Here is a 26,935-nt window from a genome sequence, read left to right on the forward strand (position 1 = left end):
AACAATGAAAACTAAACAAGATGTGTTTAATCTGCTGCAGCAGTTGATGGTAAAAGAGTTTGAGCTTGATGCTGAGCAAATTAGCTTAGATGCACACCTATATGAAGACTTAGATTTAGACAGTATTGATGCCGTAGACTTAGTGGTAAAACTGCGAGAATTAACCGGTAAGAAAATAGAACCTGAAGCATTTAAAACTGTACGCACAGTTGGCGACGTGGTTGATGCAGTTTACGCTTTAATTGAGGCGTAATGCGTCTAAAGGCATTGTTAGATAATGGTTTAAAACTCGCATTACTGCTTTACCCCGTTTACGTCTGGTGGGCAATAAGCCATTGGCATCCGGCAGCGGCATTGTTGCCTGTTGCTGGTATTGCACTGCTTAAATCATTTACCGGTGGCGCTGGGTTAGCTACTCGCAGTTTTTTTTCGCTAACCTGTATTGGTTTAGTGTTGGCAATGTTGCTGGGCCAGTCTGAGCACGTATTGTTGTATTATCCAGTGTGGATGAATGCCGGAATGCTGATGCTGTTTGGCTACTCATTGTTTTATCCGCCAACCGTCGTTGAGCGAATTGCTCGACTGATGGATGGCGAACTTGATCAAAAAGCCATTGCTTATACTCGAAAAGTAACGCAAGTGTGGTGCGGTTTTTTTCTACTGAATGGTAGTATAGCTTTTATAACCGCTATGTTGGGTAATTGGGATCTATGGCTGTTATATAATGGTGGTATTTCATACGGATTAATGGGTTTACTGATGTTTGTTGAATGGCAGGTGCGGCGCGTTGTTAAAACAGCAAAATAGTGATTGGCAGTTAAGCTGGCCATCAATAACACACCCGCTATTTACCAACGGTGTTGATATTATCACTGTACAGCAGTGGCAGCAGCAGCTACAGCAAGTTAAAGCCTATATAGCGACTCAGCAAGGCGATACAGTTTTGCTGTATCAGGGCGATAGCGTACTATTTTCATTGTGGTTTATGGCGTTGTGCCAGCTGGGTAAGCATATTGTGCTGGCGCCAGATAACCAGGCGCTTACGTTACGGTTGGCAATGCAGCATTGTGATTGGCAAGCACCTAGTTCTTATCCTGAGCCTAGCGAGGCTAACGACGCAATTCAGAGCACATTACAACTAAGCTGTGCAATACAACTAAGTAGTGCAACTAAAGTTAGCTTTTTTACGTCAGGCTCTACCGGCCAACCTAAACTTGTTACTAAACAGCTTTCGCAGTTATTACTTGAAGTACAAACGTTGCAAACGCAGTTTGCCGCTAACTTTCACCCGCACATCTTGTTTGCTGGTACCGTATCTTATCAACATATATACGGCTTACTATTTCGCATGCTCTGGCCATTATGTTTTGGCTACTTACAATACCGGCAGCAGCTAAGTTATTTAGAGCAGTGGCAGGATTTGCTGCAGCGTTATCAGCTGGTGTTTATTGCTAGCCCCGCTCATTTAGCGCGATTTGATGACATTGCAACTCTTGCTCCAGTTGCTAAACGCTGTTTACGCATATTTAGCTCGGGTGGCCCATTAGCAGATGATATTCCGTCACGCTATATTCAAGCCATACAACAAGCACCGACTGAGGTATTTGGTAGTACTGAAACCGGTGGAATTGCTTTTCGCCAACGTAATATTGTTGATGCGCCTTGGCAAGTGTTTTCTGGTATTAGTATCAGCCAGAATGATCAGCAAGCGTTACAGGTTGCATCGCCCTATCTTGATGGCACGGGCAGCTTTACTACATCTGATCAGGTTCAGTTAATAAGCGATAATACCTTTCGTTTGTTAGGCCGGTTAGACCGCATTGTTAAAATTGAAGAAAAACGTTTATCGTTACCTGAAATTGAACAATACTGCCTTACTAGCCCTTTGGTAGCAGAGGTCGCTGCTGTAGTTTTACAGCAGCCCAAAATTCAGCTGGCGTTGGCTGTAGTGCTAACAGACGTTGGTGATAGGGTGTTAAAACAGCAGGGTAAGATTGCTATAAACCAACAACTTAAGCAGCATTTGCTACAACGTTTTGAGCGAGTAATGCTACCGAGAAAATTTCGCTATGTGTCGGCGTTACCCTACAATCAGCTGGGTAAATTACCGCTGATGCAACTGGAAGCCCTGTTTTATCATGACTAACTTATTTCCTGCGGTACAAGTTTTACAACACAGCGATAACAAGATTGAATTGCAATTGGGCATTAGCCCCGATATTGTTTATTTTGATGGCCATTTTCCGCAAGCTCCGGTGTTAGCTGGTGTTACTCAACTGCATTGGGTGGCAGAATATTGCAAACAATATTTTCCTCAGTTGCTCGATATAGTGTCTGTTGAAGTATTAAAGTTTCAGGTGATGATTCGCCCGCACGATAGCTTAACCTTGTTACTTGAATTGAGTGGCGAAAGCACCACGCAATTTAGTTATTTTAAGCAACAGCAAAAAGTGGCATCTGGCCGCTTGAAGTGGGCGCTTAAAGGCAATGCATAACTGTTTTCTTATTCCGATCTATAACCACCACGACACCATAGCGCATACGGTGCGGCAGCTATTACCATTTGGTTATGCTGTTATTATTGCTGATGATGGTTCGGATACAATAACGAAACAGGTGTTGACTGAATTAGCGTCGCAGCATCAGCTGGTTGAGGTGATAACGCTACCGTACAACTCGGGTAAAGGTGTGGCAATGTGTACAGCCATTCAGCATGCCTACCAGCGTGGTTTTAGCCATGGCTTGCAAATTGACGCTGATGGCCAACATGATATTGCCGATATTCCACTGTTTTGGCAAAAGTCGGCGCAGCACCCAGAAGCGCTTATTAGTGGCGCCCCCATATACGACAGCTCAATGCCGTTGGGGCGTAAAATTGGCCGAGAAATTACGCATTTTTGGGTGCGAATTGAAACGCTATCACTACAAATTAAAGACTCCATGCTCGGTTTTCGCGTTTACCCGCTAAAACACTGCGTCGATATTATGCAGCGTTACACTATTGGCCAACGAATGGACTTTGACACCGATATTATGGTGCGACTATTCTGGCACGATGTACCGGTATACTTTATTGCCACAAGGGTTATTTATCCGCTTGGCGGCCGTTCAAATTTTAAGATGCTGCGTGACAATTGGCTGATTAGTAAGATGCATACCCGATTGTTTTTCGGCATGTTAAGGCGTGTGCCTCAATTGTTAACGCGTAAGCAGCGGGTAAAATATGAAGGCTAAGCAAACGCACTGGGCGAAAAAGACCGAAAACGGTAGTTACATGGCCATCCGCATATTATTAATCTTATATCGCTTCGGTGGTAAATGGTTAATCGTAGTGTGTTTGGCTCCGGTACTGGCGTATTTTTTTCTGAAAGACTGCAGTGCCCGCAACGCTTCAATGCAGTTTTTGCAGCGAGTTCATCAATTCAAAGGCGTAGAAAGCCCGTTTAAGCGTAAACCTGGTTATTGGCAAAGTTATCAGCATTTTTGGCAATTTGCGTTGGCGGCACTGGATAAGATTGATGGCTGGTTAGGCCGTATCCCGCAAAGCAGTGTAACCTATGGAGGGAGTTTATCCTTTGAAAATATTGCACATTCAGGCAAAGGCGCGTTGATAATTGGTAGCCACTTGGGCAACCAAGAAGTGTGTCGGGCTTTGGTTCGCAGTAAGTATCCTATCCGTATTAATATTTTGGCACATACCCAGCATACTGCAGCATTTAATCGTATTTTAAAAGAAAGCAGTAGCGATGTTGATTTGCGCTTAATTGAAGTAACCGAGTTAACGCCAGCAGTTAGTGTAATGCTAAGTGATTGTATTGAGCGTGGTGAATTAGTCGTTATTGTTGGCGACCGTATTTCCGCACAAGCGCCAGATCGCACAGTGTGGGCAAGCTTTCTTGGTAACCCCGCTCCGTTTGCGATTGGCCCTTGGGTGCTAGCCAGTGTGCTGCAATGCCCTGTGCATCTGATGTTTTGCTTAAAACAACAAGATGGTTATAGCCTTATGTTTGAACCTTTTTCTGAGTGTATTAGTATGCCGCGTAAGCAAAGGCAGCTTATTATTACTGAACACGCACAACGCTATGCCAAAATATTAGAGCGGATAGCATGCCGCTACCCATTACAATGGTTTAATTTTTATGATTTCTGGCAGCTTCCAGGTGCCGAACAATACAAGGAACATTCTGGTGACAACAGCAGTAACTGACCCTGTTGAGTATTTATCCTCCACTGCGGTTATCTTTGGCAATGGTCGAATTAGTATTGAACAAATTAACGCCGTAGCCCAACATCACTTAAGTGTTGCCTTAAGTGATGACCCACTGTTTCAGAGCAAGATTGATGCTGGTGTCGCATTTCTGGATAAATTGCTACAAGAAGATGGGGTTATTTACGGCGTAACTACAGGTTATGGCGACAGCTGCACGGTAAAAGTACCATTATCGCAAGTGCATGAGTTACCTATTCATTTAACGCGCTTTCATGGCTGCGGTTTAGGTGATTATTTTACCCCAGAGCAGGGGCGAGCTATTCTAGCCACACGCTTATGTTCACTAACTCAAGGTTACTCGGGCGTTAGTTGGCCGTTGTTGCGTCAGTTATCCAGCTATTTGAATTTAGATATTATACCGCGCATCCCACAAGAAGGTAGTGTTGGTGCTAGCGGCGACTTAACACCCTTATCTTATGTTGCAGCCAGCCTAATTGGCGAGCGCGAGGTGTATTACAAAGGTGAAGTGCGCCAGATAGCCGAGGTATTACCAGAGCAGGGTTTAACGGCCATTAAATTACGGCCAAAAGAAGGCTTAGCCATTATGAATGGCACTGCTGTTATGACAGCATTGGCATGCTTGGCTTACCAACGTGCTGAATATTTAACCCGTTTATCTAGTCGTATTACTGCCTTAGCTAGTTTGGCGTTGCAGGGTAACAGTAATCATTTTGATGAAGTACTATTTAGTGTAAAGCCGCATTTGGGCCAAAATGAAGTGGCTAGTTGGATCAGAACTGATCTAAACCATCATGAGTTTCCGCGTAACTCAGATCGCTTACAAGACCGATATTCTATTCGTTGTGCACCGCACATTATTGGTGTGTTGCGTGACGCCTTACCGTGGTTTAAACAAACCATCGAAAATGAACTAAATAGTGCCAATGACAACCCAATTATTGACGGTATTGGCGAGCGTGTGTTGCACGGTGGCCATTTTTACGGCGGCCATATTGCTATGGTCATGGATAGCATGAAAACGGCCGTCGCTAACTTGGCAGATTTACATGACCGACAAATGGCATTGTTAATGGATACTAAATTTAACAACGGCTTACCATCAAACCTGTCGGGCGCAACCGAAGACCGCCGCTACATTAATCATGGTTTTAAAGCCGTACAAATAGGCTGTAGTGCTTGGACCGCCGAAGCGTTGAAATTAACTATGCCAGCCAGTGTGTTTTCACGCTCAACCGAATGTCATAACCAAGATAAAGTGAGTATGGGCACGATAGCGGCGCGCGATTGTTTGCGGGTATTACAGTTAACCGAGCAAGTGGTAGCCGCCTCATTATTGGCGGTACAGCAAGGCGTGCAGTTAAGAATTAACCAAGGTGAGTTACACAATACTAGCCTAACGGCTGACATACAGCAGATGCTAAAGCAGTTGCAGCACGACTATCCATTACTGCAAGAAGACCGGCCTTTAGAGCACAGCTTGCGTCAGCTAATTGGCCAGATCCAGCAGCAACAGTGGTCGTTATATCAGGAGGCTGCAGATGCATAATGTCGCCTTAAAGCAGGCTGAAGTGATTATTGATGTGCCGTTTTTTGACGTTGATGCCATGCAGGTAGTTTGGCATGGTAACTACGTGAAATATTTAGAAGTAGCACGCTGCGAGTTATTACGCAGTTTTAATTATGACTACACCGACATGTCAGACTCTGGCTATATGTGGCCTATTGTTGATATGTCACTAAAATACGTGGGCTCAGCGTTATTTGCTCATAAAATTAAAGTGGTCGCAACGCTAAAAGAGTGGGAAAACCGCTTACGTATTGATTATTTAATCACTGATATTGCTACTGGTAAAAAACTGACTAAAGCCAGCACTATTCAGGTAGCTATTGATATAGCAACGCGGCAAATGTGTTTTGAATCACCAGCCATACTGTTTGAAAAGCTTGGATATGCTAAGCCATGATTACCCTGCGTCTTGTTGTGATGTTGCTATGCGGATTGTTTGCTGCGCTAGCTCAGGCTAGTGCAAATTTACTGCCGTGGCCGCCGTTACAAGGCAAAGTAATGTTTAGCCAAGCTAAAATGCTACAGGGTTTGCCGGTACCGCTGCGTAGTAGTGGTTATCTGGATATTGCACCTGCGCAAATGTTGTGGCACACCACTACACCAGTAGAAAGCAAATTGTTGATTACGGCCATGGGCGTAAGTCAGTGGCAGCAGCAAGAATATATCGCTGTTACTGGTAGTGAGTTTGTTGGCCAGTTAATGTTGGCGGTATTGCAGCAAAACTTAGAGTTTATTCAACAGCAGTTTAACTTACGGCAGGGTGACGCACATTGCACCCTATTAGAGCCAAAGCAGGCGCCGTTAGATCAGTTATTTAGTTATATAGCCTTATGCGGCGAAACCAAACTTAGTCAGCTTAGCCTGCAAGAAAAAAATGGCAATAGCACAGTTATTACGCTGCAAGCAGAAGCAGTTGCGCAGTGAGTCGTTTAGCAAATAAGGGTTATTTATACTTGTGGCTGCTAGCCGGCGTTGTGGTACTGGCATACTTAGTAATGGCAATACCCGCGGCACATTGGAGCAGTAACATTACTGCGGCCATACCGGGTACAGGTACAGCGTGGCAGCAGCAGTTAATACAACAAAACAATAGTAGCCGTCATGTCAGCCTCTTGCTTAGCGGTGCTAGCTTGCCAGAGTTACAACAAGCCGCTGCGCAACTGTTAGCACAGCCACCACCGCAATTGCATTGGCTTGAACCTGGCGTGGCATTACAGCAATTACAAAATTTGTATCAGCAACATCAAGCATTATTAGCTAGCCCAGAGCAGTTAGAACTGCTGCGCAGAGGCCAGTATCAACCCTTAGTTGATGCCGCTTGGCAACGGCTATATAGCCCGGCACCACTATTAGCCAATGCGTTACCACAAGACCCATTGCTGCTTACCCAGCAGCGCTTAGAGCAGCAAAATAACAGTAATGGCTTATCACTGCGTCAGGGTTGGTTTGAGTTAACTCAGCAAGGTGAGCCAGCATTATTGTTATATGCCAGCTTGGCTATTGATCCTTTTGATCGTAACAACGGCAGCTTAGTGGCTAATGCGTTAGAGCAACAACTATTGCACCTGCAGCAGCAATGGCCAACGCTGAATGTAGCGCGCAGCGGGGTGTTATTTCATGCGGTTATTGCGGCAGAAAATGCCAGTTTTGAAATGCAGTTTTATGGTGGTCTTTCACTAACCGCCATTTTGCTACTAATTTGGTTTAGTTTCAGTAGCTGGCGCCCAATAGTGCTGGCGCTTACCACACTAAGTTGCGCTTCTGCTTTTGGTTTAGCTGCAATGCTGCTGATATTTGAGCAGCCGCATGTCTTAGGTTTGGTATTTGCAACCACGCTAATTGGTATTGCCATCGACTACTCTGTTCATGGCATGTTAGCGGCTAATCAGGGGCACAGTGCATTTCGACGTATGCTACCGTCGTTACTACTTGGCCTTATTACCACTTTGTTCGGCTATTTAGCGCTGATGTTTTTGCCGTTTCCGATATTGAATCAGGTTGCAGTATTTATGTGCGCTGGTTTAGTTGCCGCATTTTTTACCGTAAAAGTACTGGCTTTGTTCGTGCTACCTGCAAACTGTATGACAGTTAATCGTTACTTATTGCGCTTTTGCCAAGTGGTTAGCCAAAGTTATTGCAAGGCAAGCCGCAAACTGGTGCTGATAATTGGCGTAATTACCTTAATACTCGTTAGTAGTGCGTTGTTGTTGCAGGTACAATTTAGCGATGATGTACGCTTATTTAATCAAAGTCCTACCGCATTATTACAACAAGAGCAGTTGGTGCGAAGCGCCGGCGGCCAAAATTGGGATAGCCGCTTTATTGTCTTATTAGGTGACACTACTGAGCAATTGCTACAACAAGAACAGGCCTTGCAAAGCTTATTGCTGAGCTGGCAGCAGCAAGGCAAGCTAAGCGCATGGCAGGCAACAGTTCAGCGGGTGCCGCCATTAGCATTACAAGCAGAATTACAGCAATTGTTACAGCAGGCGTATCAGAGCCAGCCCCTGCAAAGCTATTTGCAGCAATTACAGCTTAACGCACCGCCAGCAACCAGCAGCAGGCTGACCCCAGATAGCTTTCCTAGCAGTGTTATGCAACAAATACAGCCGCTTAATGACAAGCTAGTTAGCGTTATTCTGTTGCGTAATGTCGAGCTAACAACAAGCGATATACAACTACTGCAACAATTTCCGCAAACATATTGGTTAGATCCGATAGCCGATACTAATTCCAGTTTGGCGCATTTACGTAAGCAGCTTAGCCTTTGGTTTGCTTTGGCGTTGACATTAGCGGTGGTGATATTGATCTGGCAGCGTGGTAGTAGAGCTGCAATAGGTGTTGTATTAATGCTAACGTTAGCGATAAGTAGCGCCTTACTAATTAGCTTGCATATACAACAACAGCTAAATATTTTTAATCTAATCGCGGCTTTATTGGTACTGGCGTTGGCGCTAGATTACGGTATATTTTTTACCGCCAATTTAAAGCATGCAGAAGTGGTGCAGGCAGTATTGTTGTCAGCCACAACCAGTTGCTTGGCGTTTGGTTTGCTAGGTTTTAGTAAAACACCGGCTATTGCCAGCTTCGGTTTAACAGTATTTCTGGGCGTAGCGTTAGCCTGTATGTTGGCGCCGCTGCTGAGTATCATAGTTATCAAGGAGAGTGAAAACCATGCAGCACTTTGACGTCATTATAATTGGCGCTGGTCCATCTGGCAGTACTGCTGGGGCCATGCTAGCCCGGGCTGGGAAAAATGTTTTATGTATTGAAAAGCAGCACTTTCCCCGCTTTAGTATTGGTGAAAGCTTACTACCGCATTGTATGGAGTTTTTGGCAGAGGCCGGTTTAGAGTCGGCTTTGCAGCAACAGGCTGGTGAGCTTGGTTTTCAATATAAAAACGGTGCTGCATTTTTAAAGCAAGGTATGTACACGGATTTTGATTTTACGAAAAAATTTGGTGCCGGCCCTAGTACCACCTTTCAAGTCAAGCGAGCTGGCTTTGATAAACTGCTGGCCGATGAAGCTGAAAAACAAGGGCTGCAGATCCGTTATGGCATCAGCTTAATTGCTCTTGATAATTCAGACGACGCATTAACAAAATTAACCGTACAAGACGAACAGCAAAATACCAGCCAGCTTAGTGCCAGTTTTGTGTTAGATGCCAGTGGCTTTGGTCGGGTATTACCCCGCTTATTAGATTTAGAGTTACCGTCAAACTTTCCAATACGAGAAGCTAATTTTTGTCATATTAAGCACGGCATTACTAGCCCAACCTTTGACTGCAATAAAATACTTATTACTGTGCATGATCAGCACGATGATATTTGGTTTTGGTTAATTCCATTTAGCGATGGCACAGCCAGCTTTGGTGTTGTAGGTAAAACAGAGCGCTTTGATAGCAAGCTCTCCCATGAAGAAAACCTATGGCAGCAGTTACAGCAAACCCCCAAACTTGCCGAATTGCTGGGTAATGCTAAGCCGGTAAATGAAGCCAGAAACATCACTGGCTATTCCGCCAGCGTGAAGCAATTGTATGGTAAAAACTATGCACTATTAGGTAACGCGGGTGAGTTTCTTGACCCGGTATTTTCATCAGGCGTTACTATAGCGCTGCGCTCTGCGTCTACTGCAGTGCCATTAGTAATACGCCAACTTAACGGCGAGCAACCGGATTGGGAGCAAGAATTCAGTGCGCCATTGCGTAAAGGCATTAAAACATTCCGGTTTTTTGTTGAAGCTTGGTATGACAGCCGGTTTCAAGACGTTATTTTTAGCACCAAGCGCAATGATGGTGTCACAGCAATGATCAGTGCTATTTTGGCTGGTTACGCTTGGGATGATAGTAACCCTTATGTGGCTGAAACCGCGCGTAGGATGAATGTATTAAGGGAAATATGTATCGAATTTTCCTGATTTTCGCATTGTTATTAACAGGTTGTCAGTTAAAACCAATGTTCGATAATAGCTGGGTGGTGTTAGGCAAAGGTCATTATCAGTTAACTGATACTTGGCCAAGCCAAGCGCAGCAGCTTATGCAGCAGGTGGTCTGGTTTGATGGTAAACAGCAACAGCAGTTTATTATCAGTGCACTGTTGCAGCCTGAAGCAATGTTGCTGGTCGCGGTGTCGCCGTTAGGTCAAGAGTTATGGCGGCTAAATTATCAACCAGATCATCAATTGTCTGTGTCGGGTATTGCACCATTTAATCAGCCGCCATTTGCTAAGGTGCTACTAGCGCAAATGCAAATGGCACTGCTTAGTGAACCGCAATTACGCGCTAAGCTACAACAGGTAACCTTGCTGCAGGATGGTAATGATCGAACGCTACTTGATAAAGATGGCCAGCTATTATTACATATAACTAATGCCGGACAAATTGCTGCTGGGCAAAAAATTATTATTAAAGCGCCTGCTTATTCATTGCAGATCAAGACCTTACAGCAGGATTTTTTGCCATGACCAAAATGGTTCTTAGTGCATTGGGCATATGTTGTGCACTGGGTCAGACCAAGCAGCAGGTATGGCAAAATGCTATACAAGGCAGCCGTGCAGGTATGCGGTGGCGTACCGATTTATTGCAGTCTGGCGAAGCGATAGTTGTGGGCGAAGTTAGTGCACCTTTGCCCGATTTATCAGATTGGCCACCGCTGTATCAAAGCCGTAATAATCAGCTAGCGACGTTAGCGTTTCAACAAATTGCTAGCGAAGTGGCTGCTGTGCGTCAGCAATATGGTGCGGCGCGCATTGCCGTGGTTATCGGTACTAGTACTTCGGGTATCGCTGAGGGCGAGCAGGCAATACAGCAGTATATGCAACAACAGCAGTACCCTGCGGGTTATCAGTATCAGATGCAAGAGATGTTAGCTCCGGCTGATTTTATTGCCCAGTTGGCCGAGGTAACCGGGCCTTGTTATGCTATTTCAACGGCATGCTCATCTAGTGCGCGGGCGTTAATGAGTGCGCGTAACTTATTACAGGCTGATTTAGCCGATGCAGTCATTGTAGGCGGCGTCGACTCATTATGCCGGCTTACTATTAATGGTTTTCATGCACTAGAATCTACTTCTGCGGGTTTTTGTCAGCCATTTAGTGCTAATCGCGATGGCATTAATATTGGTGAAGGCGCCGCTTTGTTTTTAATGCAAAAAGCAGCTCAAGGTATTGCTTTACTTGGTGCTGGCGCGTCGTCTGATGCACACCATATGTCTGCACCACATCCTGAAGGGCGTGGCGCAGTAGCCGCTATTCGTCAAGCGTGCGACAACGCAGATATTAAGCCAACCCATCTCGACTATATTAATTTGCATGGCACGGCTACACCGCTGAATGACAGCATGGAAAGCCAGGCTTTAGAGCAGCTAGGTTTAGCTGCGATACCGGCTAGCTCAAGCAAGAGTATGACAGGTCATACTCTTGGGGCGGCTGGTGCAATTGAAGCCGCCCTGTGCTGGTTAACGTTATCAGAGTATAATACTGGCCAAAATTTAATTCCGCATTGCTGGGATCAGCAGTCAGACCCTAAATTGCCAGCATTACATTTAGTTGCGCCACGGCAACAGCGGGCGGCACAATACTGCTTATCTAACTCATTTGCGTTTGGCGGCAATAATATGGCTTTAATTCTTGGTAAAACAATATGATAACAGGTTATAGCATTGAGCAAGTATTGCCGCATAGGGCACCGATGATCCTGCTTAATCGCTTTGTTGAGGCCGGGACTGACTACGGTATTTGTAGTATAACAATCTCTGAAAATAGTCCGTTTTACGATGTTGCTCGCGCAGCGGTGCCGGCCTATGTTGGCATTGAGTATATGGCGCAGACTATTGCCGCTTATGCCGGAGCAAATCGACTAGTTGCAGGTGGGCAGGTTAAAATTGGTTTTTTACTTGGTTGCCGTAAATATCAACCGCTGGTAACGGAATTTACGTTGGGTACAGAATTAACAGTTCATGCCACTCAGTTAGTTATGGAGTCTTCTGGTTTAAGTGTGTTTGAATGTAGTATTAGCGATCAACAGCAAGTATTAGTAACTGCACGGCTTAATGTGTTTGAACCTGAAGATCATCAGACGTGGCTAACGGAGTAGTAATGAAAAGAGTATTAGTCACCGGCTCGAGCCGAGGTATTGGTAAAGCTATCGCTTTGCATTTGGCGGAACAAGGCTTTGATATTGCAGTGCACTGTCGTTCCGGTCGCGATAGTGCAGAAAGCGTAGCAGCAAGTATTCGTGAGCTTGGCCGTCAGGCGCAGATATTGCAGTTTGATGTCGCTGACCGCGCAGCGGCAAGGGCAGCACTAGAGCAGGATATGGCCGAAAATGGCGCCTATTATGGTGTAGTCTGTAATGCAGGCATTACCCGTGATGGCGCTTTTCCTGCTTTAACAGAACAAGATTGGGATCAGGTTATTCATACCAATTTGGACGGTTTTTATAATGTGCTGCACCCAACGGTGATGCCGATGATCCAGCTACGTAATGGTGGCCGCATTGTTACTATGGCGTCGGTTTCTGGTATCGCCGGTAATCGTGGTCAGGTTAATTATAGCGCCTCAAAAGCCGGCTTAATTGGCGCCACTAAAGCGCTGGCTTTAGAGTTAGCTAAACGAAAAATCACCGTAAACTGTGTGGCGCCGGGTTTAATTGATACCGACATGGTGCAAGACGTTGCAGCTGATGAAGTAATGAAAATGATTCCATTGCGCCGTGCCGGCACGGCTAATGAAGTAGCTGCAACCGTCGCATTTTTATTTTCAGAGCCAGCTGCTTATATTACGCGGCAGGTTATTTCGGTAAATGGTGGGTTAGTGTAATGAAACGAGTGGTTGTAACGGGCATGTCGGTCATTAGCGCCCTGGGAGATAGCTGGCCTAACTTTAAGCATAAGTTGCGGCAAGGTGAAAATGCTGTATGTAGCATGCCAGAATGGAACAAATACAGCAGCATGAGTACGCGATTAGCTGCGCCGGTGCCGCATTTTCAGCGGCCAGCGCACTATTCACGCAAAATGGTACGCTCTATGGGGCGAGTTTCACTTATGGCGACTCGTAGTACAGAGTTAGCTTTAATTGATGCCGGTTTGTTAGAGCACCCAGCATTAACTGATGGCCGCTGTGGTATTGCCTTTGGCTCATCAACCGGCAGCACGGAACCAATTTTGGCTTTTGGTCGGATGATGGACACTGGAGATATGTCGGGCGTTACCGCCACCAGTTATATTCAGATGATGGCGCACACTACCGCGGTAAATGTTGGCGTGTTTTTTGGTATTAAAGGCCGAGTGTATACCACCAGCTCTGCTTGTACTTCTGGTTCACAGGGTATTGGCTATGCGTACGAAGCGATTAAGTTTGGCAAACAGCTGCTGATGGTTGCTGGTGGTGCAGAAGAACTTTGTGCAACCGAAGCCGCAGTATTTGATACGTTATATGCTACCAGCACTCGCAATGATAGCCCAAAACTAACGCCGCGCCCGTTTGATAAAGCGCGCGATGGTTTAGTTATTGGTGAAGGTTCAGGCACCTTAATTCTGGAAGAGTTAGAGCATGCGCTGGCACGTGGCGCGACTATTTATGCTGAATTAGTTGGTTTTGGCTCAAACTCGGATGGGGTGCACGTCACTCAGCCAACCGATACCACTATGGAGCAAGCTATGCGTTTGGCATTGGCAGATGCTGCTTTGCCAGCTAGTAGCATCGGCTATGTTAATGCCCATGGCACGGCGACTGACAAGGGCGATGTAGCAGAAAGCCACGCTACGGCTCGGGTATTTGGTACCAGCATGCCAATCAGTTCGTTAAAAAGTTATCTAGGGCATACCTTGGGTGCTTGTGGCGCAATTGAAAGCTGGGCCAGCATTATGATGATGCGAGATGGTTGGTTTGCGCCATCATTGAACCTCACCGAAGTTGATCCTGATTGCGCTGCACTGGATTACATTGTAGAACAAGGGCGCAGCATACATACCAACTATGTGATGACGAATAACTTCGCTTTTGGCGGCATTAATACCTCACTTATTTTTAAACGTTGGGATAGCTAGTAAGTGACCGTGCGCAGTTATGTGCTTTGCTGCCTTAGCGTAATGCTCTACGTAGCTTTACCTAATTACGTGCAGGCTGCAGCAGAACAAGCAACGGCAACTAAGCCCTCATTTGCTATTGGCATTGGTGCTACCTACGCTCAGCTGCCTGATTATCTTGGCTCGGCCGTAAATCAGCATTACTTGCTGCCATTTCCCTACATTGTTTATCAAAGTGATAAAGTTAAACTTAATCAGACTGAAGCTATAGGTGAATTGTTTCAAAGTGGAGCTTGGTCTTTAAGTTTAAGCATGGCTGGGGCGCTACGAGTAAATAGCGCTGACAACCCCTACCGTCAAGGCATGCCTGATCTACTATGGATCGGCGAGATAGGGCCGACTTTGGATTATAATATTAGCCAAACAAATACTAGTCAGTTGGCGTTACGAATACCGCTAAGAAAAGCAGTTGCAACTGATTTGCAACATTGGCAAAGTGTCGGTTGGCGTTTAGAGCCGCATATTCGTTGGCATAAATCGTTAACTAATCGAGTGCAATTGAGCAGTCAGCTAGCCGGAATTTGGAGTACAGCGCAGTATCATCAGTATTTATATGGTGTTGAGCCGCTTTATGCAACCGAGCAGCGCCACGAATATCGTGCGGTTGACGGTTTTTCTGGTTGGCGCTTATCGAGTGGTTTAAGCTGGCGTTATAAAAGTTGGTGGTTGGGTGGCTTTGCCCGTTATGATAATTTACAACAGGCAAGCTTTCGCGATAGTCCATTAGTGCAGCGTCGGCATAATGTCAGCTTTGGTTTGGCCTTCGCCTGGATTTTTAATCAACAAGGAGTTATTTATGAAAACTAAGTTAATACTAGCAGCTGCAATAAGCACTGTTTTTTTATGCGGTACAGCATCAGCGCGTGACTCGGTAACTACGTTACCTCTAGCCGATATCATTGGCACGGATAAAGCCAAGTCGGCATTACTAGATGTGCCATTTTACTTTGCTGGACAAAAACACGCTAAAGTAACGAGCACTTGGGGTGATGTCAGCACTAATAAAAAGACTAATGCGGTAGGGAAATCTGATGCAGAAGCCTGTCAGTGGGTATTATTATCAGCAATTAAAGCGTTGCAAGAAGCTGCAACCAAGCGTGGTTATGATGCGGTAGTGAATATTCGTTCTAACTATAAAAATAATGAATTTACTAGCGCTACAGAGTTTCAATGCGGTGCTGGCAGCATTATGGCCGGCGTGGCGTTAAAAGGTGAGCTAGTTAAGTTCTAAGTAAGATTACATTAAAAACGCCGCTAGTTTAGCGGCGTTTTTTATCGCTAATTATAATGCCAGGATAAGGCCGCTGATAGTGCGGTAACATTTTAGCGAGATTAATAAAGGTTTTTAGCACAGAGCTTAACGCTACACGGTTGACAATAAAATGCGGTAAATTGCCGGCAGGGTCTGCTTGGCCTCGATATTGAATTAACACTACACCATTAGGCTCTGGTGTTAGCACCCACTGCGACTTAACCTGCTGCATTCGTACATAGCCTTTAACGGGCGGGTACTGCTGACCAACATCAGTTACTTGCAGGGTTAACACTCCGTCACTATTTTGTGACCAAGTTGATTGCGTTACCATATCGCGTGATGACACTGGCCATATCGCTTTGAAATAAGTGTGCACTATCTTGCTGTGTTCTGCCGCAGAGCTGATTATTTCAACCCGCTCTGCATTTTCAACCCAATGGCTAATTGCGTCAGTATCATTGAGTAAATGTAAAAAAGCACCAAGGTTAGAGGTAAGACGTACTTGAGCACGGATTTCTAGCAGGCTAGTATCTAGTCGACGATATTCAACAGTAACCTGCTCTTTGGTTTTATAGTGCAACCAATCAGCAGCCTGCCCACTAACTGCAAAAAACAATGAAAAAAACACTAAGCTAAAACAGGCATTTAAGCTAAAGCGCATCTATTTTACCTGCAACAACTTTAACTGCTGAGATGTTAGCTCGCGGTATTCACCTTCAGCTAAATCATCTGGTAACTGTATGCCGCCAATTTTCTCGCGATGCAGTTGCACTACTTTGTTGCCAATTGCAGCAAACATGCGTTTAACCTGATGGTAGCGGCCTTCTTGAATAGTAAGCAGCGCTTCGCATTCGCCAATAATTTCTAGCGTAGCCGGTAGTGTTATGTTTTTTTCATTACGCAGCATAATGCCATCGGCAAACTGTTGCACCGCACTGGCGGGAATTGGGTCGGCTGTCCAAGCGCGATAGGTTTTGGCCACATGATGCTTGGGGCTACTAATACGATGCGACCACTGGCCGTCGTCGGTAATTAGCACTAAACCTGTGGTATCTAAATCTAGCCGACCAACGGTGTGCAGCCGCTCGATTATTGGCTCATCCATTAGTGTAAATACGGTTGGATGGTCCGGATCATCGGTAGAGCAGACATAGCCATCCGGCTTATGCAGCATAAAGTAGCGCAAGCCAATAATGTTAATTGGTTTGCCGTCTAAGCAAACCGCATCGTGTTCTTTAACCTGTAAAGCTGCTTGCTTTACCTTATCGCCATTTAATGTCACTAAACCTTGGCGGATCACCTTGCCTGCTTGGCTACGAGTTAGGCCTGTGCTGTCACATATAAACTTATCTAAACGCATGCGTTATACAACCATAAATCACCGATATTAATAGCGTTTAGTGTACCCGACTGTTGGGTATTAGTCTTGTAATGCCGAAACCATAAAGTTAGGGTTTAGTAAGTTTTCGCGCTGATATACCTTGCTGCTAATGCCGGTAAAGCTGACGCTAGCCCCGGCTTCTAAGGCGATAATATGGCCTGCGCCGGTATCCCATTGCATGGTGGGGCCAAAGCGCGGATACACATCAGCGGCGCCTTCTGCTACTAAACAAAATTTTAGCGAGCTGCCTACTGGTACCATTTCGTGCTGAGCAAATTGAGCTAAATACTCCGCTAGATCAGGGCTTGGATGGCTGCGACTGCCAACTACGCGAATAACCTTACCGGGAATACTTACTTTTGCTGCGGTAATACCCGTAGCAGTTTTAACAAAAGCACCTGCGCCTTTGCTGGCGTAGTAGGTTTTGTTCAGTACCGGGGCATAAATTACGCCCAATATTGGCTCGCCGTGCTCAATAAGGGCGATGTTTACTGTAAATTCGCCATTACGTTTAATAAATTCTTTAGTGCCATCTAGCGGGTCGACTAGCCAGTAACGCTGCCAAGTTTGACGAATATCCCAGCTAATATCTGCCGCTTCTTCCGAGAGAATAGGTAATTCTGGTGTGAGTTTGCTTAAGGCGTTAACAATTAACTGATGTGCAGCTAAATCGGCGGCGGTAAGCGGTGACTGGTCGGTTTTATCAGTAATATTAAAGGCCACATTATCTTGCTGATAAATAGCCATAATGGCATGCCCAGCTTGCTCGGCAATGTTAATAACCTTAGGTAAGTAGTTCATTTAGTTAATAATGCCCTTTTGTGTCAGCAGCTGCAGCAGTTGCTGCACGCTGTCTTGTAACGAGGTTACCGATGTATCTAGTACTAAATCGGCAGCTTTAGGTGCTTCGTAGGGATCCGAAATGCCGGTAAACTGGCTTAGTTCACCGGCACGGGCTTTCTTGTATAAGCCTTTAACATCGCGCTGCTCGCATACGTTTAGCGGCGTGGCAATATGTACTTCAATAAACTTACCTTGCGGTATCAAGCTTTTTACCAGCTCACGTTGCGCACGGTACGGCGAAATAAAGGCACTAAGCACTAATAAGCCGGCATCAGCCATTAGCCCAGCTACAGCGCCAACGCGGCGTAGGCTTTCCGTACGATCTGTGGCACTAAAGCCTAAATCGGCACATAGGCCATGGCGCACATTGTCGCCATCAAGCAAATAGGTGTGTTTACCTTGCATTGCTAAAGCCTGCTCTAATGCATTGGCTACAGAAGATTTACCCGAACCAGATAAACCAGTAAACCAAATTACTGCACTTTTATGACCAAGTAATGCCTCACGCTGCGCACTATTAACATCAAGTTGTTGCCATTTTATATTGTTATTAGTCATGCTTTTAGCCGGTTAAAAGGGATAAATTAACGGTAGAAATAACAGCACTACGGCACTGTACGCCAGTACCATGGGTACGCCAAGACGAATATAGTCGCGTAACTGATAATTACCTGCCGAGTACACCATTAAATTGGTTTGATAACCAAAGGGTGAAATAAAGCTGGCAGAAGCCCCAAAAGCAACCGCCATAAAAAATGGCACCGGATCAACTCCTAAGTTTTGGGCAATGGCATAGGCAATCGGAAACGTTAATGCTGCAGCGGCATTATTAGTTACTAATTCGGTAAATAGCCAGGTGACAACAAATACTGCGATTAGCGCACCATAGGCTCCGCTGCCATCAACCCATTGGATTAGTATATTTGCGGTAGCGCTGGCGACACCGGTTTTAATCATTAACTGTGCTAAGCCAATAGCCGAGCCAACAATAATCCATAGCTCTAATGGAAAACGGTTTTTTAGCTCTTTTATGCTTATTGCTCGCCCAGCAACGTAGGCAAGTAATAACACGGGTAAACTTTTAATCAGTGGTACAACGCCAATAATAGATAAAGTGAGTGCAGCTAGAAAACTAAGCAGTACCCAGTTGCTGCGCGTTTTAGGTAATGGCGTGCTAATAGATAAGCCATTAACGTAAATAAACTCTTGGTTTAATTGATGCTGCCCTGGGAAATGATCGCCAACAGATAAAATAAGCACATCGCCTGCGTGCAGCACTAAATCACCTAAGCCACCTTGTAAGCGTTCATGGCCACGGCGCACAGCAATTACCACCGCATCGTATTGATGACGAAAGCGAATTTGTTTTAAACTTTTACCCACTAAACGTGAACTGTAACTTAGTACGGCTTCTAATAACTCACCTTGTTGTTGATTTTGGCGTAACAGCTCTAAACCGGGAAACTGCTGTAAGCGTGATACTGCGGCAATATCGCCAACAAAACGTAATTCGTCAGCAGCTTGGATAACCGTTTCTGGTGTTACTGGGCAGATACGTTCTGCACCACGTTGAATTTCGGCTAAAAATAACGATTGCAGCTCACGCAGCTGATTTTGTTCGACACTTTTACCAATAAGTTGGCTGTCACTGCGCACATGCGCAGTAAGGTAATAAGGTGTGCTATCGTTGGTTTGTTCGCGGTTATCCGGCAGCCAATGGCTGCCTATCATTAATACAATAACGCCAGCTACTAGTACCAAAATACCCAGCAGAGTAAAGTCAAAAAAGCCTAATACAGGCTCGCCCGCTTGTTCAACAAAGCCGTTAACAATAAGGTTAGTAGAGGTGCCGATTAGTGTTAGCATACCGCCTAAGATGGCACTGTATGATAGCGGTAATAGCAACTTAGAGGCGGCAAAGTGGTTATGATGCCGTAGTGACGACATTAGTGTTGCTACTACCGCAGTATTATTAATAAAAGCCGACATTAGTGCGCTAGATAAACTTAAGCGGGCGATAACGCTAGTTAAACGCTGGCCTTGAAAGCCACGACTTAGCCAGCTAACCAATTGCGATTTTTCAATCGCAATTGACACTGATAGCAGTAATAGCAAAGTAATTAGCGACGGGTTAGCAAAGTTTTGCAGCGCCGCATCTAATGTTAGCCAGCCGGCTAAATAACTTAATAGCAAGGCGCCACCAAACCACAGCGCTGGCGAGCGTTTACTGAAAATTAGCGCAGCTACTAACACCAATAATAGCGTGATAACACCATACTGCTGATACAGCATTATTTATCAGCCTTAAATAATTCACGCACATCTCGCGCTTCCCAATGCGGAAAATGTTTGCGAACAAGTGCATTCAGTTCTAACTCAAAGGCACTGATATCTGTCCCGCTGGCTTTTTCTTCGGCTAAAATATTCTGAATTAAGCCTGCCGCTACTGTGGCATTGGTTAAGCGGTCAATTAAGATAAAATTGCCCGTGCTAGGTTGGTTTTTAAAGGTATCTAGCGGCAGTGTTTCGGTTAACTCTAGTTCTACTAGCGCAATATCGTTAATGCTTACTTGTTCGGCTGCTTCCTGTGCTAAAGTGTTAATATTAACTTTATAGTTCAACCTGTTAATGCTGGCGCTGGTTTTTCGGGTTGCCAGTTTTATATCATATAAGCGGCCAGTTTGTAGTGGCTGTTCATTAAACCAGACTAAATAAGCCAGTGCACGATTGGTTAGGGTTACGGTCTCTTCAGAGGGCACTAACCAGTCACCACGGCTAACGTCAATTTCATCATTTAGCGTTATAGTAACGGCTTGCCCCGCGCTGGCTGAAGCTTGCTCGCCGGCAAAGGTTACTATTTGCTTAATCGTGGTTTTTTTACCAGATGGGTAAGCGGTAATGGCTTGGCCTACGGCTAAACGGCCACTGACTACGCTGCCAGCAAAGCCACGAAAGTTAAGATCGGGGCGGTTAACATACTGCACCGGAAAGCGAGTAGCGCTGCCACCATACTTCGGTATAGATAGGGTTTCTAGCAGTGGTAATAATGCTGTGCCGGTATACCAAGGCATATTGGCTGAAAGCGTTAAAATATTTTCACCCTTTAAGGCGCTAATTGGCACTATGTCTACCGTTGGCACTTGTAACTGCGCCATTAGTGCCTGTATTTCCAACTTAATAGCCTGATAAGCCGGTTCGCTATAACCAATGATATCCATTTTATTTACGGCAACAACGAGGTGTTTAATACCTAAGAGCGCACAAATAAAACTATGGCGCCGAGTTTGGGTTTGCACACCATAGCGCGCATCAATCAGTAATATTGCCACATCAGAGGTGGATGCGCCGGTAGCCATATTGCGCGTGTATTGTTCGTGGCCTGGTGTGTCGGCCAAAATAAATTTACGCTTGGTGGTTGAGAAATACCGATAAGCCACGTCGATAGTAATACCTTGTTCGCGTTCAGCCTGAAGGCCGTCGACTAACATGGCTAGCTCTAACTCGCCCTCACCGTTACGGCCTTTATGGTCGCGCTTTAATGCGTCTAATTGGTCGTCATATAGCTGTTGGCTGTCATGCAATAATCGGCCGATAAGCGTGCTTTTGCCATCATCGACACTACCGCAGGTAAGTACTCGCAGTAAGCCTTTGCTTTGATGCTGTTGCAAATAATCGCGAATACCTAGCGTATTTAGCTGCTCATTTAATGAGGTAACCTTTACCGATGACATTAGAAATAACCCTCGCGCTTTTTTAATTCCATACCGGACTGATCTTGATCAATAACCCTACCTTGCCGTTCTGAGGTGCGGGCGCGGAGCATTTCTTCTACTATCGCTTCTAGTGTGTTAGCCGTTGATTCAATAGCCCCAGTCAGGGGATAACAACCCAGTGTGCGAAAACGTACAGATTTAAGTTGCGGCGTTTCACCCGGTTCTAGCGGCATGCGCTCGTCGTCAACCATAATAAGGCTGCCATTACGCTCTACTACTGGCCGCTGTTTGGCTAAATACAGCGGCACTATGTCGATATTTTCTTGCAAGATATAGAGCCAGATATCCAGTTCGGTCCAGTTTGATAATGGAAATACGCGAATGCTTTCTTGGTCATTAATCGCGCCGTTATACAAATTCCATAACTCGGGGCGCTGGTTTTTTGGATCCCAGCGGTGGTGTTTATCACGAAATGAATACACCCGCTCTTTTGCTCGCGATTTTTCTTCATCACGCCTAGCACCACCAAAAGCCGCATCAAAACCGTATTGGTTTAGCGCCTGCTTTAAGCCTTCGGTTTTCATAATGTCGGTGTGCTTAGCGCTGCCATGAATAAACGGGTTAATATTCATGGCTAAGCCTTCTGGGTTTTTATGTACCAGCAATTTAAAGTTATAGGCTTTTGCTAAGCGATCACGAAACTCGATCATTTCGCGAAATTTCCAGGTGGTATCAACATGCAGCAGCGGAAAGGGTATTTTACCCGGCGCAAACGCCTTTCGTGCTAAGTGCAGTAATACCGATGAGTCTTTACCTATTGAATACAACATTACTGGCTGTTTAAATTCGGCCGCCACTTCACGAAAAATATAAATACTCTCTGCTTCAAGCTGCTGCAAGTGGGTTAGAGCGCTGGTAAGTTCCGACATCTGTTAATCCTTAGGCCATCTGTGTAAGGTTTTGACTAAATACCGCAGCTTGCGGGCGCAGGCCAAACCAATGTAAATCTTGTTGCAAACTAACCACATCACCAATAACCAATAGCGCCGGTGAGCTTATTTGATGCTGCATTACTAGCTCAGCTAAATTATACAACTTGCCCGTTACAATGCGTTGCTCACGACGAGTACCGTTTTCAATAATAGCCACGGGTGTTTCAGCACTACGACCTGCTTTAATTAGTTGTTGTTGAACATAAGCGGCCTTCATTAAACCCATATAAATTACCAGAGTCTGGTTAGTATTGCTCATACTAAACCAATTTGGTTCGCTACCATCATGTTGGCAATGCCCGGTAACAAACTGCACACTTTGCGCGTGGTCGCGATGAGTTAACGGTATACCGGCATAAGCGGCACAGCCAGCTGCCGCGGTAATACCCGGCACTACTTGAAAGGCAATATTGTGCGGCACTAATGCTTGAATTTCTTCGCCGCCGCGGCCAAATATAAACGGGTCGCCACCTTTTAAGCGGCATACCTTTTTACCCGCTAACGCTAAATCTATTAGCAGTTGATTAGTATCTTGTTGCGTTACTGAATGCGCTCCGGCTTTTTTACCTACGCAAATTTGCTCGGCATCGCGGCGCACTAAAGTCAACACTTCAGCAGATACTAAGTTGTCATATACCACCACGTCGGCTTGTTGCATCAATTGGAGTGCTTTAAGGGTTAGTAACTCAGGGTCGCCTGGGCCTGCGCCAACAATATAGACTTCACCACTGTGTTTTTGCGGTGCGGTTAATAATTGTTCTAAATGTTGTTTCGCCGCATCGAGTTGATTAGCTTGCACCTTGCGTACTACGTCAGAGTTAAATACCCCTTCCCAAAATTGGCGGCGACCCGCAAAGCTACTAATTTTAGCTTTTACTTTGTTGCGAAAACTGCCGACCAAGGTTGCTAACGGCCCTAAGTGCTGCGGCAGTAAAGCCTCAAGTTTTTCACGCAAACGCCGTGCTAACACGGGTGCCGTACCAAAACTAGAAATAGCGATCAGTATTGGGCTGCGGTCAATAATAGCCGGAAAAATAAAACCACACTTGGCTTGGTCATCTACGGTATTAACCAACATATTACGCGCGGTTGCGGCTTTAAATACAGCAGCATTAACGGTGTCGCTATTGGTTGCAGCAATAACTAATAGTTTGTTATCTAATAATGCAGGCACAAAATAGCTATTAATTAGCTCTGCTTTGCCTTGTTGTTGCCAAGTAATAAATTCGGCAGCAAATTCTGGTGCGACTACGCTAAGCTTAGCGCCAGCACTTAACAGCGTGTTAGCTTTACGCAGCGCTACCGAACCGCCACCAACAATCAGCACTGGTTGGCCGGTTAACTGAACAAAAATAGGTAAATACTGCACGTTGGCTCCTGCCTACAGATGACTTATAGTACCAAGTCACTTTAGCCATCTGAACGTCTTTTATGAAATAGCGAATTATGCTCATATATAGCTAAATGGAATTAAAGGCGCTATTGATATGCGAAAATTTGCGCTAAAGCGAGGGTTAAAACGAAAGGTTGTCAGCATGCTGTATTTGCTTTAGATTAACCGGCTACAGCCACTGTGCTGGTGGCGAAATAATGGATAAACCCGCCTCATTAATAAGGAGTTTTCATGTCAGATTTAAGTAAATTTATTGCTGAATTAGCAACTAACCCTAAGTTACTGCAAGAGTATTCTGCTTCACCTGCCAATACACTAAAAAACTACGGCTTACAAAGCCATGAAATTGAAGCGGTGTTATCGGGTGATAAAGCGCAAGTAGAGAAACTAACGGGTAATGCAGTAAATGTTGTACCTTATATGTTTCCTGTTAAATAGTGTCTAGATTGTTCTATATTTTTTATCTACTAGGAGTATTGTTTTGCAATGCTCCAGCTTTTGCTTTTGACCTAGAATCTATTCAATCTCAGTTAACTGAGGCTGAAACATTAAGAACAAAGTCCCCAGAAACCACGCTTCATATACTTGAACAGCTTGAGCCAATATTGAAACAGCTGCCTTCTGAGCAACGTGATCATTTTATTTTTATCAAAGCGTATATGCTTGGATTCAAAGGCCAGCAAGATGACGCCATTGCGTTAGCTCAGACAATAATTAAAAGCCAGTCTGCAGTCATTAGAGTGAAGGCTTATTTACTGCTTGCAACAGTGTTTGAGCATAAGAAAAACTATAAAGAGGCTTATTTATCATTAAATGAGGCACTGAAACATGCTCGTATAGTAACCGATAGAATGCTACTTGTTAATGTCTATACTGTAGCAGCGCAGCTTCATAGCAGCGTCAATGCCTATGAAAAAGCCATTGAGTTTGCTGATATGATTGCTGAGTATGCTGATTCTCCTAGAGGATTTTGTATAAGTTACACACAAAAATTACAAGCATTAACGCAGTTGGTCGGCGCGTATCCGCAAGAATTAGCAAACAAAGCGTCTCTTGCATGCGAACAGGCACAAGAACCTTTGATGAAATATACGGTAGACATTTTCACCGCAGATGTTGATGTAAACAGTGCACCTGAGCGTGTTAAAAAAAACATGCAAGCATCCTTACCAAAGTTAAACGAAATTGGTTATTTATACACCATAATTCTGACGAGATATTATTTAGGATATGCTGAGCTTAACCTCAATCAGCTTAGTGCGGCTGAGGTGAATTTAGAGCAGGTCTACCAACAGTCTAAACAATTAAATGATAACCAAACGGCGAATAAATCGATGTTATTGTTAGCGCGGTTATATGAGAAAAAAGGTGATATGCACGCTGCGGTTATTGCTTATAAGCAGCATATAGCCGCATTAAATGCTTTTATCGGCGATTTTAAGCAGCGCAGTGTGGCTTACCATATGGCGCAGGCTGACTTTATGGAAAGCGAAAATAAACTGGCACTGCTAAAAAGCCAAAATAATTTATTAAAGCTAGAAAGCCAACTGCAAAAAGACCAAAAATTTAACGCTCTGCTAATAACGATTGCCGTTACATTGCTGTTGTTATGCGTTATTTATGTATTAAACAACAAACGTGCTTTATTAAGTCGGTTGGCCACCACGGATTTTCTCACCAAACTGTACAATAGGCGTTATTTTAGCGAAGCCGTTAGCCGACAATTAAATAACCGGCGACAGCAGGAAGAATATAGCCTTATCGTGTTTGATATCGATTTGTTTAAACAGATTAATGATCAGTATGGCCACAGTACTGGCGATATTGTGCTAACCGAAATAGCTGCGCGCTGCTCTGTGCATATACGTAAGCAGGATATTTTGGCACGAATTGGTGGCGAAGAATTTGCTATGTTCTTACCCGGTTGTCGTTTGGCTGATGCCATTAAATTAGCCGAGCAGTGCCGTCAGAGTATTGCTGATAGTGCAGTAGTCGTTAATGAGCAAAATATTAGCGTGACGGCCAGTTTTGGTATTGCTAGTGGCGATAGCGCAAATTTTGATACCTTACTGCAACAGGCTGATGCCGCGCTATACCAAGCTAAAGCCGCTGGGCGTAATTGCAGTCATAGTGCAACGGCCAATGCCTGAATTAAATGGTAATAACATAAAATATGGCCGGCTTATTTGTCTGGGTTTGGGTATTACCTTGGGTAGTCAGTTAACCGAGTTAGCGCGTAATCAGTTGGTAGCTGCCGATATAGTATTTTTTCATAGCAATACTCATTACCTTACTAAGTTTTTGCAGCAAATAAACGTTAACTTAGTCGATTTGCAACAGTTTTACCAGGATGGTCAGCCACGAAGCCTGAGTTATCAGGCCATGATCGACGCGGTAATTAACGCAGTACAAGCCGGTAAAAATGTGGTGTGGGCTTGTTATGGCCACCCAGGTGTAGCAAGCTGGCCACCACATGAAACAATACGTCAGTTAAAAATACTGGGTTATTCTGCCAAAATGGAAGCGGGTATTGCAGCGGATGCCTGTTTATATGCCGATTTAGGTATAGACCCTATAGCTGAAGGTTGTCAGCAGTTTGAAGCCAGCCAATTTTTGTTTTATCAGCGTACGCTCGATGTTTCAGGCTATGTTATTTTGTGGCAAGTCGCTATAGCTGGCGATTTTAGTTTATGTAATCTTAACGCTAACAGCCACTATATCGCTGTGCTTGCACAGCATTTGCAGCGTTGGTATCCGGCTGAGCATCAGGTGATATTATATGAAGCCGCTGATTTACCCATTTGGCAGCACCGTGCTGAGACGCTGCCATTATCCCAATTGGTGCAGGCTAAACTAAACCAGATCACCACCTTAGTTATTCCCCCGCTACAGAAGAAACAGATCAATATTCAGATGTTAGATTTATTAGGCGTACCGTCTGAGCATGCGCTACGCCAGCAATAAAAAAAACGGCAA

29 protein-coding genes are annotated in these 26,935 nt (G+C 44.9%); 21 read left to right on the forward strand and 8 right to left on the reverse strand.

From position 1 onward, the window contains the following. Positions 1 to 4 precede the first annotated feature (4 nt). From MN199_RS12930 to MN199_RS13015, 18 genes are read left to right on the forward strand one after another with little or no spacing between them, the layout of a single operon-like run. Positions 5 to 253: an acyl carrier protein gene (locus MN199_RS12930; RefSeq protein ID WP_335739701.1), complete on the forward strand. Its 249-nt coding sequence runs from the start codon at positions 5 to 7 to the stop codon at positions 251 to 253. Further along, entirely contained in the window at positions 253 to 807 is a 555-nt protein-coding gene (locus MN199_RS12935; RefSeq protein WP_335739702.1) for a COG4648 family protein, read from the forward strand. Before MN199_RS12930 ends, MN199_RS12935 begins: the two co-directional genes overlap by 1 nt. Beyond that, the gene (locus MN199_RS12940) at positions 788 to 2,146 is read left to right on the forward strand and encodes an AMP-binding protein (protein WP_335739703.1); all 1,359 of its coding nucleotides are present in this window, start codon (positions 788 to 790) and stop codon (positions 2,144 to 2,146) included. Before MN199_RS12935 ends, MN199_RS12940 begins: the two co-directional genes overlap by 20 nt. Then, positions 2,139 to 2,495 carry an ApeI family dehydratase gene (locus tag MN199_RS12945; protein ID WP_335739704.1) on the forward strand — a complete coding sequence of 119 codons (357 nt, stop codon included), beginning with the start codon at positions 2,139 to 2,141 and terminating at the stop codon, positions 2,493 to 2,495. The genes MN199_RS12940 and MN199_RS12945 overlap by 8 nt, the downstream gene beginning before the upstream one ends. Further along, the gene (locus MN199_RS12950; protein WP_335739705.1) at positions 2,488 to 3,234 is read left to right on the forward strand and encodes a glycosyltransferase family 2 protein; all 747 of its coding nucleotides are present in this window, start codon (positions 2,488 to 2,490) and stop codon (positions 3,232 to 3,234) included. Before MN199_RS12945 ends, MN199_RS12950 begins: the two co-directional genes overlap by 8 nt. Beyond that, the gene (locus MN199_RS12955) at positions 3,224 to 4,207 is read left to right on the forward strand and encodes an LpxL/LpxP family acyltransferase (protein WP_335739706.1); all 984 of its coding nucleotides are present in this window, start codon (positions 3,224 to 3,226) and stop codon (positions 4,205 to 4,207) included. The genes MN199_RS12950 and MN199_RS12955 overlap by 11 nt, the downstream gene beginning before the upstream one ends. Beyond that, positions 4,188 to 5,777, forward strand: a complete 1,590-nt coding sequence (locus MN199_RS12960) for an HAL/PAL/TAL family ammonia-lyase (protein WP_335739707.1) — start codon at positions 4,188 to 4,190, stop codon at positions 5,775 to 5,777. Before MN199_RS12955 ends, MN199_RS12960 begins: the two co-directional genes overlap by 20 nt. Further along, positions 5,770 to 6,195, forward strand: coding sequence for an acyl-CoA thioesterase (locus MN199_RS12965; RefSeq protein ID WP_335739708.1), 426 nt, complete (start codon positions 5,770 to 5,772; stop codon positions 6,193 to 6,195). Before MN199_RS12960 ends, MN199_RS12965 begins: the two co-directional genes overlap by 8 nt. Further along, complete coding sequence (locus MN199_RS12970; RefSeq protein ID WP_335739709.1) at positions 6,192 to 6,722, forward strand: outer membrane lipoprotein carrier protein LolA; 531 nt, start codon at positions 6,192 to 6,194, stop codon at positions 6,720 to 6,722. The genes MN199_RS12965 and MN199_RS12970 overlap by 4 nt, the downstream gene beginning before the upstream one ends. Continuing rightward, positions 6,719 to 8,986: an MMPL family transporter gene (locus MN199_RS12975; protein WP_335739710.1), complete on the forward strand. Its 2,268-nt coding sequence runs from the start codon at positions 6,719 to 6,721 to the stop codon at positions 8,984 to 8,986. Before MN199_RS12970 ends, MN199_RS12975 begins: the two co-directional genes overlap by 4 nt. Continuing rightward, positions 8,973 to 10,214 (forward strand): NAD(P)/FAD-dependent oxidoreductase, encoded by a 1,242-nt coding sequence (locus MN199_RS12980; RefSeq protein ID WP_335739711.1) that lies wholly within the window; start codon positions 8,973 to 8,975, stop codon positions 10,212 to 10,214. Before MN199_RS12975 ends, MN199_RS12980 begins: the two co-directional genes overlap by 14 nt. Further along, positions 10,196 to 10,759, forward strand: coding sequence for a DUF3261 domain-containing protein (locus MN199_RS12985; protein ID WP_335739712.1), 564 nt, complete (start codon positions 10,196 to 10,198; stop codon positions 10,757 to 10,759). Before MN199_RS12980 ends, MN199_RS12985 begins: the two co-directional genes overlap by 19 nt. After that, a complete protein-coding gene (locus MN199_RS12990) occupies positions 10,756 to 11,940 on the forward strand; it encodes a beta-ketoacyl-[acyl-carrier-protein] synthase family protein (RefSeq protein ID WP_335739713.1) in 1,185 nt (394 codons plus the stop codon). Before MN199_RS12985 ends, MN199_RS12990 begins: the two co-directional genes overlap by 4 nt. Continuing rightward, positions 11,937 to 12,389, forward strand: a complete 453-nt coding sequence (locus tag MN199_RS12995) for a hotdog family protein (RefSeq protein WP_335739714.1) — start codon at positions 11,937 to 11,939, stop codon at positions 12,387 to 12,389. The genes MN199_RS12990 and MN199_RS12995 overlap by 4 nt, the downstream gene beginning before the upstream one ends. A 2-nt stretch (positions 12,390 to 12,391) precedes the next feature. Next, the gene (locus tag MN199_RS13000; protein WP_335739715.1) at positions 12,392 to 13,114 is read left to right on the forward strand and encodes a 3-ketoacyl-ACP reductase FabG2; all 723 of its coding nucleotides are present in this window, start codon (positions 12,392 to 12,394) and stop codon (positions 13,112 to 13,114) included. Further along, entirely contained in the window at positions 13,114 to 14,343 is a 1,230-nt protein-coding gene (locus MN199_RS13005) for a beta-ketoacyl-ACP synthase (protein ID WP_335739716.1), read from the forward strand. The genes MN199_RS13000 and MN199_RS13005 overlap by 1 nt, the downstream gene beginning before the upstream one ends. A gap of 3 nt (positions 14,344 to 14,346) precedes the next feature. Then, positions 14,347 to 15,189: a MipA/OmpV family protein gene (locus tag MN199_RS13010; RefSeq protein WP_335739717.1), complete on the forward strand. Its 843-nt coding sequence runs from the start codon at positions 14,347 to 14,349 to the stop codon at positions 15,187 to 15,189. Further along, positions 15,179 to 15,613, forward strand: coding sequence for an excinuclease ABC subunit A (locus MN199_RS13015; RefSeq protein ID WP_335739718.1), 435 nt, complete (start codon positions 15,179 to 15,181; stop codon positions 15,611 to 15,613). Before MN199_RS13010 ends, MN199_RS13015 begins: the two co-directional genes overlap by 11 nt. A 28-nt stretch (positions 15,614 to 15,641) precedes the next feature. Here the strand turns inward: MN199_RS13015 and MN199_RS13020 are convergent, their stop codons facing one another. The 8 genes from MN199_RS13020 to cysG are packed head-to-tail and all read right to left on the reverse strand — an operon-like array spanning position 15,642 to position 23,935. Beyond that, entirely contained in the window at positions 15,642 to 16,298 is a 657-nt protein-coding gene (locus tag MN199_RS13020; RefSeq protein ID WP_335739719.1) for an START domain-containing protein, read from the reverse strand. Then, complete coding sequence (gene rsuA / locus MN199_RS13025) at positions 16,299 to 16,997, reverse strand: 16S rRNA pseudouridine(516) synthase RsuA (protein WP_335739720.1); 699 nt, start codon at positions 16,995 to 16,997, stop codon at positions 16,299 to 16,301. It abuts the gene before it with no gap. 60 nt (positions 16,998 to 17,057) lie between these two features. Beyond that, entirely contained in the window at positions 17,058 to 17,819 is a 762-nt protein-coding gene (gene cysQ, locus MN199_RS13030) for a 3'(2'),5'-bisphosphate nucleotidase CysQ (RefSeq protein ID WP_335739721.1), read from the reverse strand. Then, positions 17,820 to 18,419 carry an adenylyl-sulfate kinase gene (cysC, locus tag MN199_RS13035; protein WP_335739722.1) on the reverse strand — a complete coding sequence of 200 codons (600 nt, stop codon included), beginning with the start codon at positions 18,417 to 18,419 and terminating at the stop codon, positions 17,820 to 17,822. A 12-nt stretch (positions 18,420 to 18,431) separates the two neighbouring features. Beyond that, positions 18,432 to 20,153: an SLC13 family permease gene (locus MN199_RS13040; RefSeq protein ID WP_132586278.1), complete on the reverse strand. Its 1,722-nt coding sequence runs from the start codon at positions 20,151 to 20,153 to the stop codon at positions 18,432 to 18,434. Beyond that, positions 20,153 to 21,592, reverse strand: coding sequence for a sulfate adenylyltransferase subunit CysN (gene cysN, locus MN199_RS13045; protein ID WP_335739723.1), 1,440 nt, complete (start codon positions 21,590 to 21,592; stop codon positions 20,153 to 20,155). Before cysN ends, MN199_RS13040 begins: the two co-directional genes overlap by 1 nt. After that, a complete protein-coding gene (gene cysD / locus MN199_RS13050) occupies positions 21,592 to 22,503 on the reverse strand; it encodes a sulfate adenylyltransferase subunit CysD (protein WP_335739724.1) in 912 nt (303 codons plus the stop codon). Before cysD ends, cysN begins: the two co-directional genes overlap by 1 nt. 10 nt (positions 22,504 to 22,513) lie before the next feature. After that, complete coding sequence (cysG, locus tag MN199_RS13055) at positions 22,514 to 23,935, reverse strand: siroheme synthase CysG (RefSeq protein ID WP_335739725.1); 1,422 nt, start codon at positions 23,933 to 23,935, stop codon at positions 22,514 to 22,516. 255 nt (positions 23,936 to 24,190) lie between these two features. Here cysG and MN199_RS13060 point away from each other — a divergent pair, with 255 nt between their 5' ends. The 3 genes from MN199_RS13060 to MN199_RS13070 all read left to right on the forward strand — a co-directional run bounded on the left by MN199_RS13060 (position 24,191) and on the right by MN199_RS13070 (position 26,923). Continuing rightward, positions 24,191 to 24,397: a hypothetical protein gene (locus MN199_RS13060; protein ID WP_132586266.1), complete on the forward strand. Its 207-nt coding sequence runs from the start codon at positions 24,191 to 24,193 to the stop codon at positions 24,395 to 24,397. Positions 24,398 to 24,564: 167 nt separating this feature from the next. Then, positions 24,565 to 26,109 carry a tetratricopeptide repeat-containing diguanylate cyclase gene (locus MN199_RS13065; protein ID WP_335739726.1) on the forward strand — a complete coding sequence of 515 codons (1,545 nt, stop codon included), beginning with the start codon at positions 24,565 to 24,567 and terminating at the stop codon, positions 26,107 to 26,109. Next, entirely contained in the window at positions 26,102 to 26,923 is an 822-nt protein-coding gene (locus tag MN199_RS13070) for an SAM-dependent methyltransferase (RefSeq protein ID WP_335739727.1), read from the forward strand. Before MN199_RS13065 ends, MN199_RS13070 begins: the two co-directional genes overlap by 8 nt. Positions 26,924 to 26,935: the final 12 nt, after the last annotated feature.

Source organism: Rheinheimera metallidurans (assembly GCF_036983985.1).
GTDB classification, from domain to species: Bacteria; Pseudomonadota; Gammaproteobacteria; order Enterobacterales; family Alteromonadaceae; genus Alishewanella; species Alishewanella metallidurans.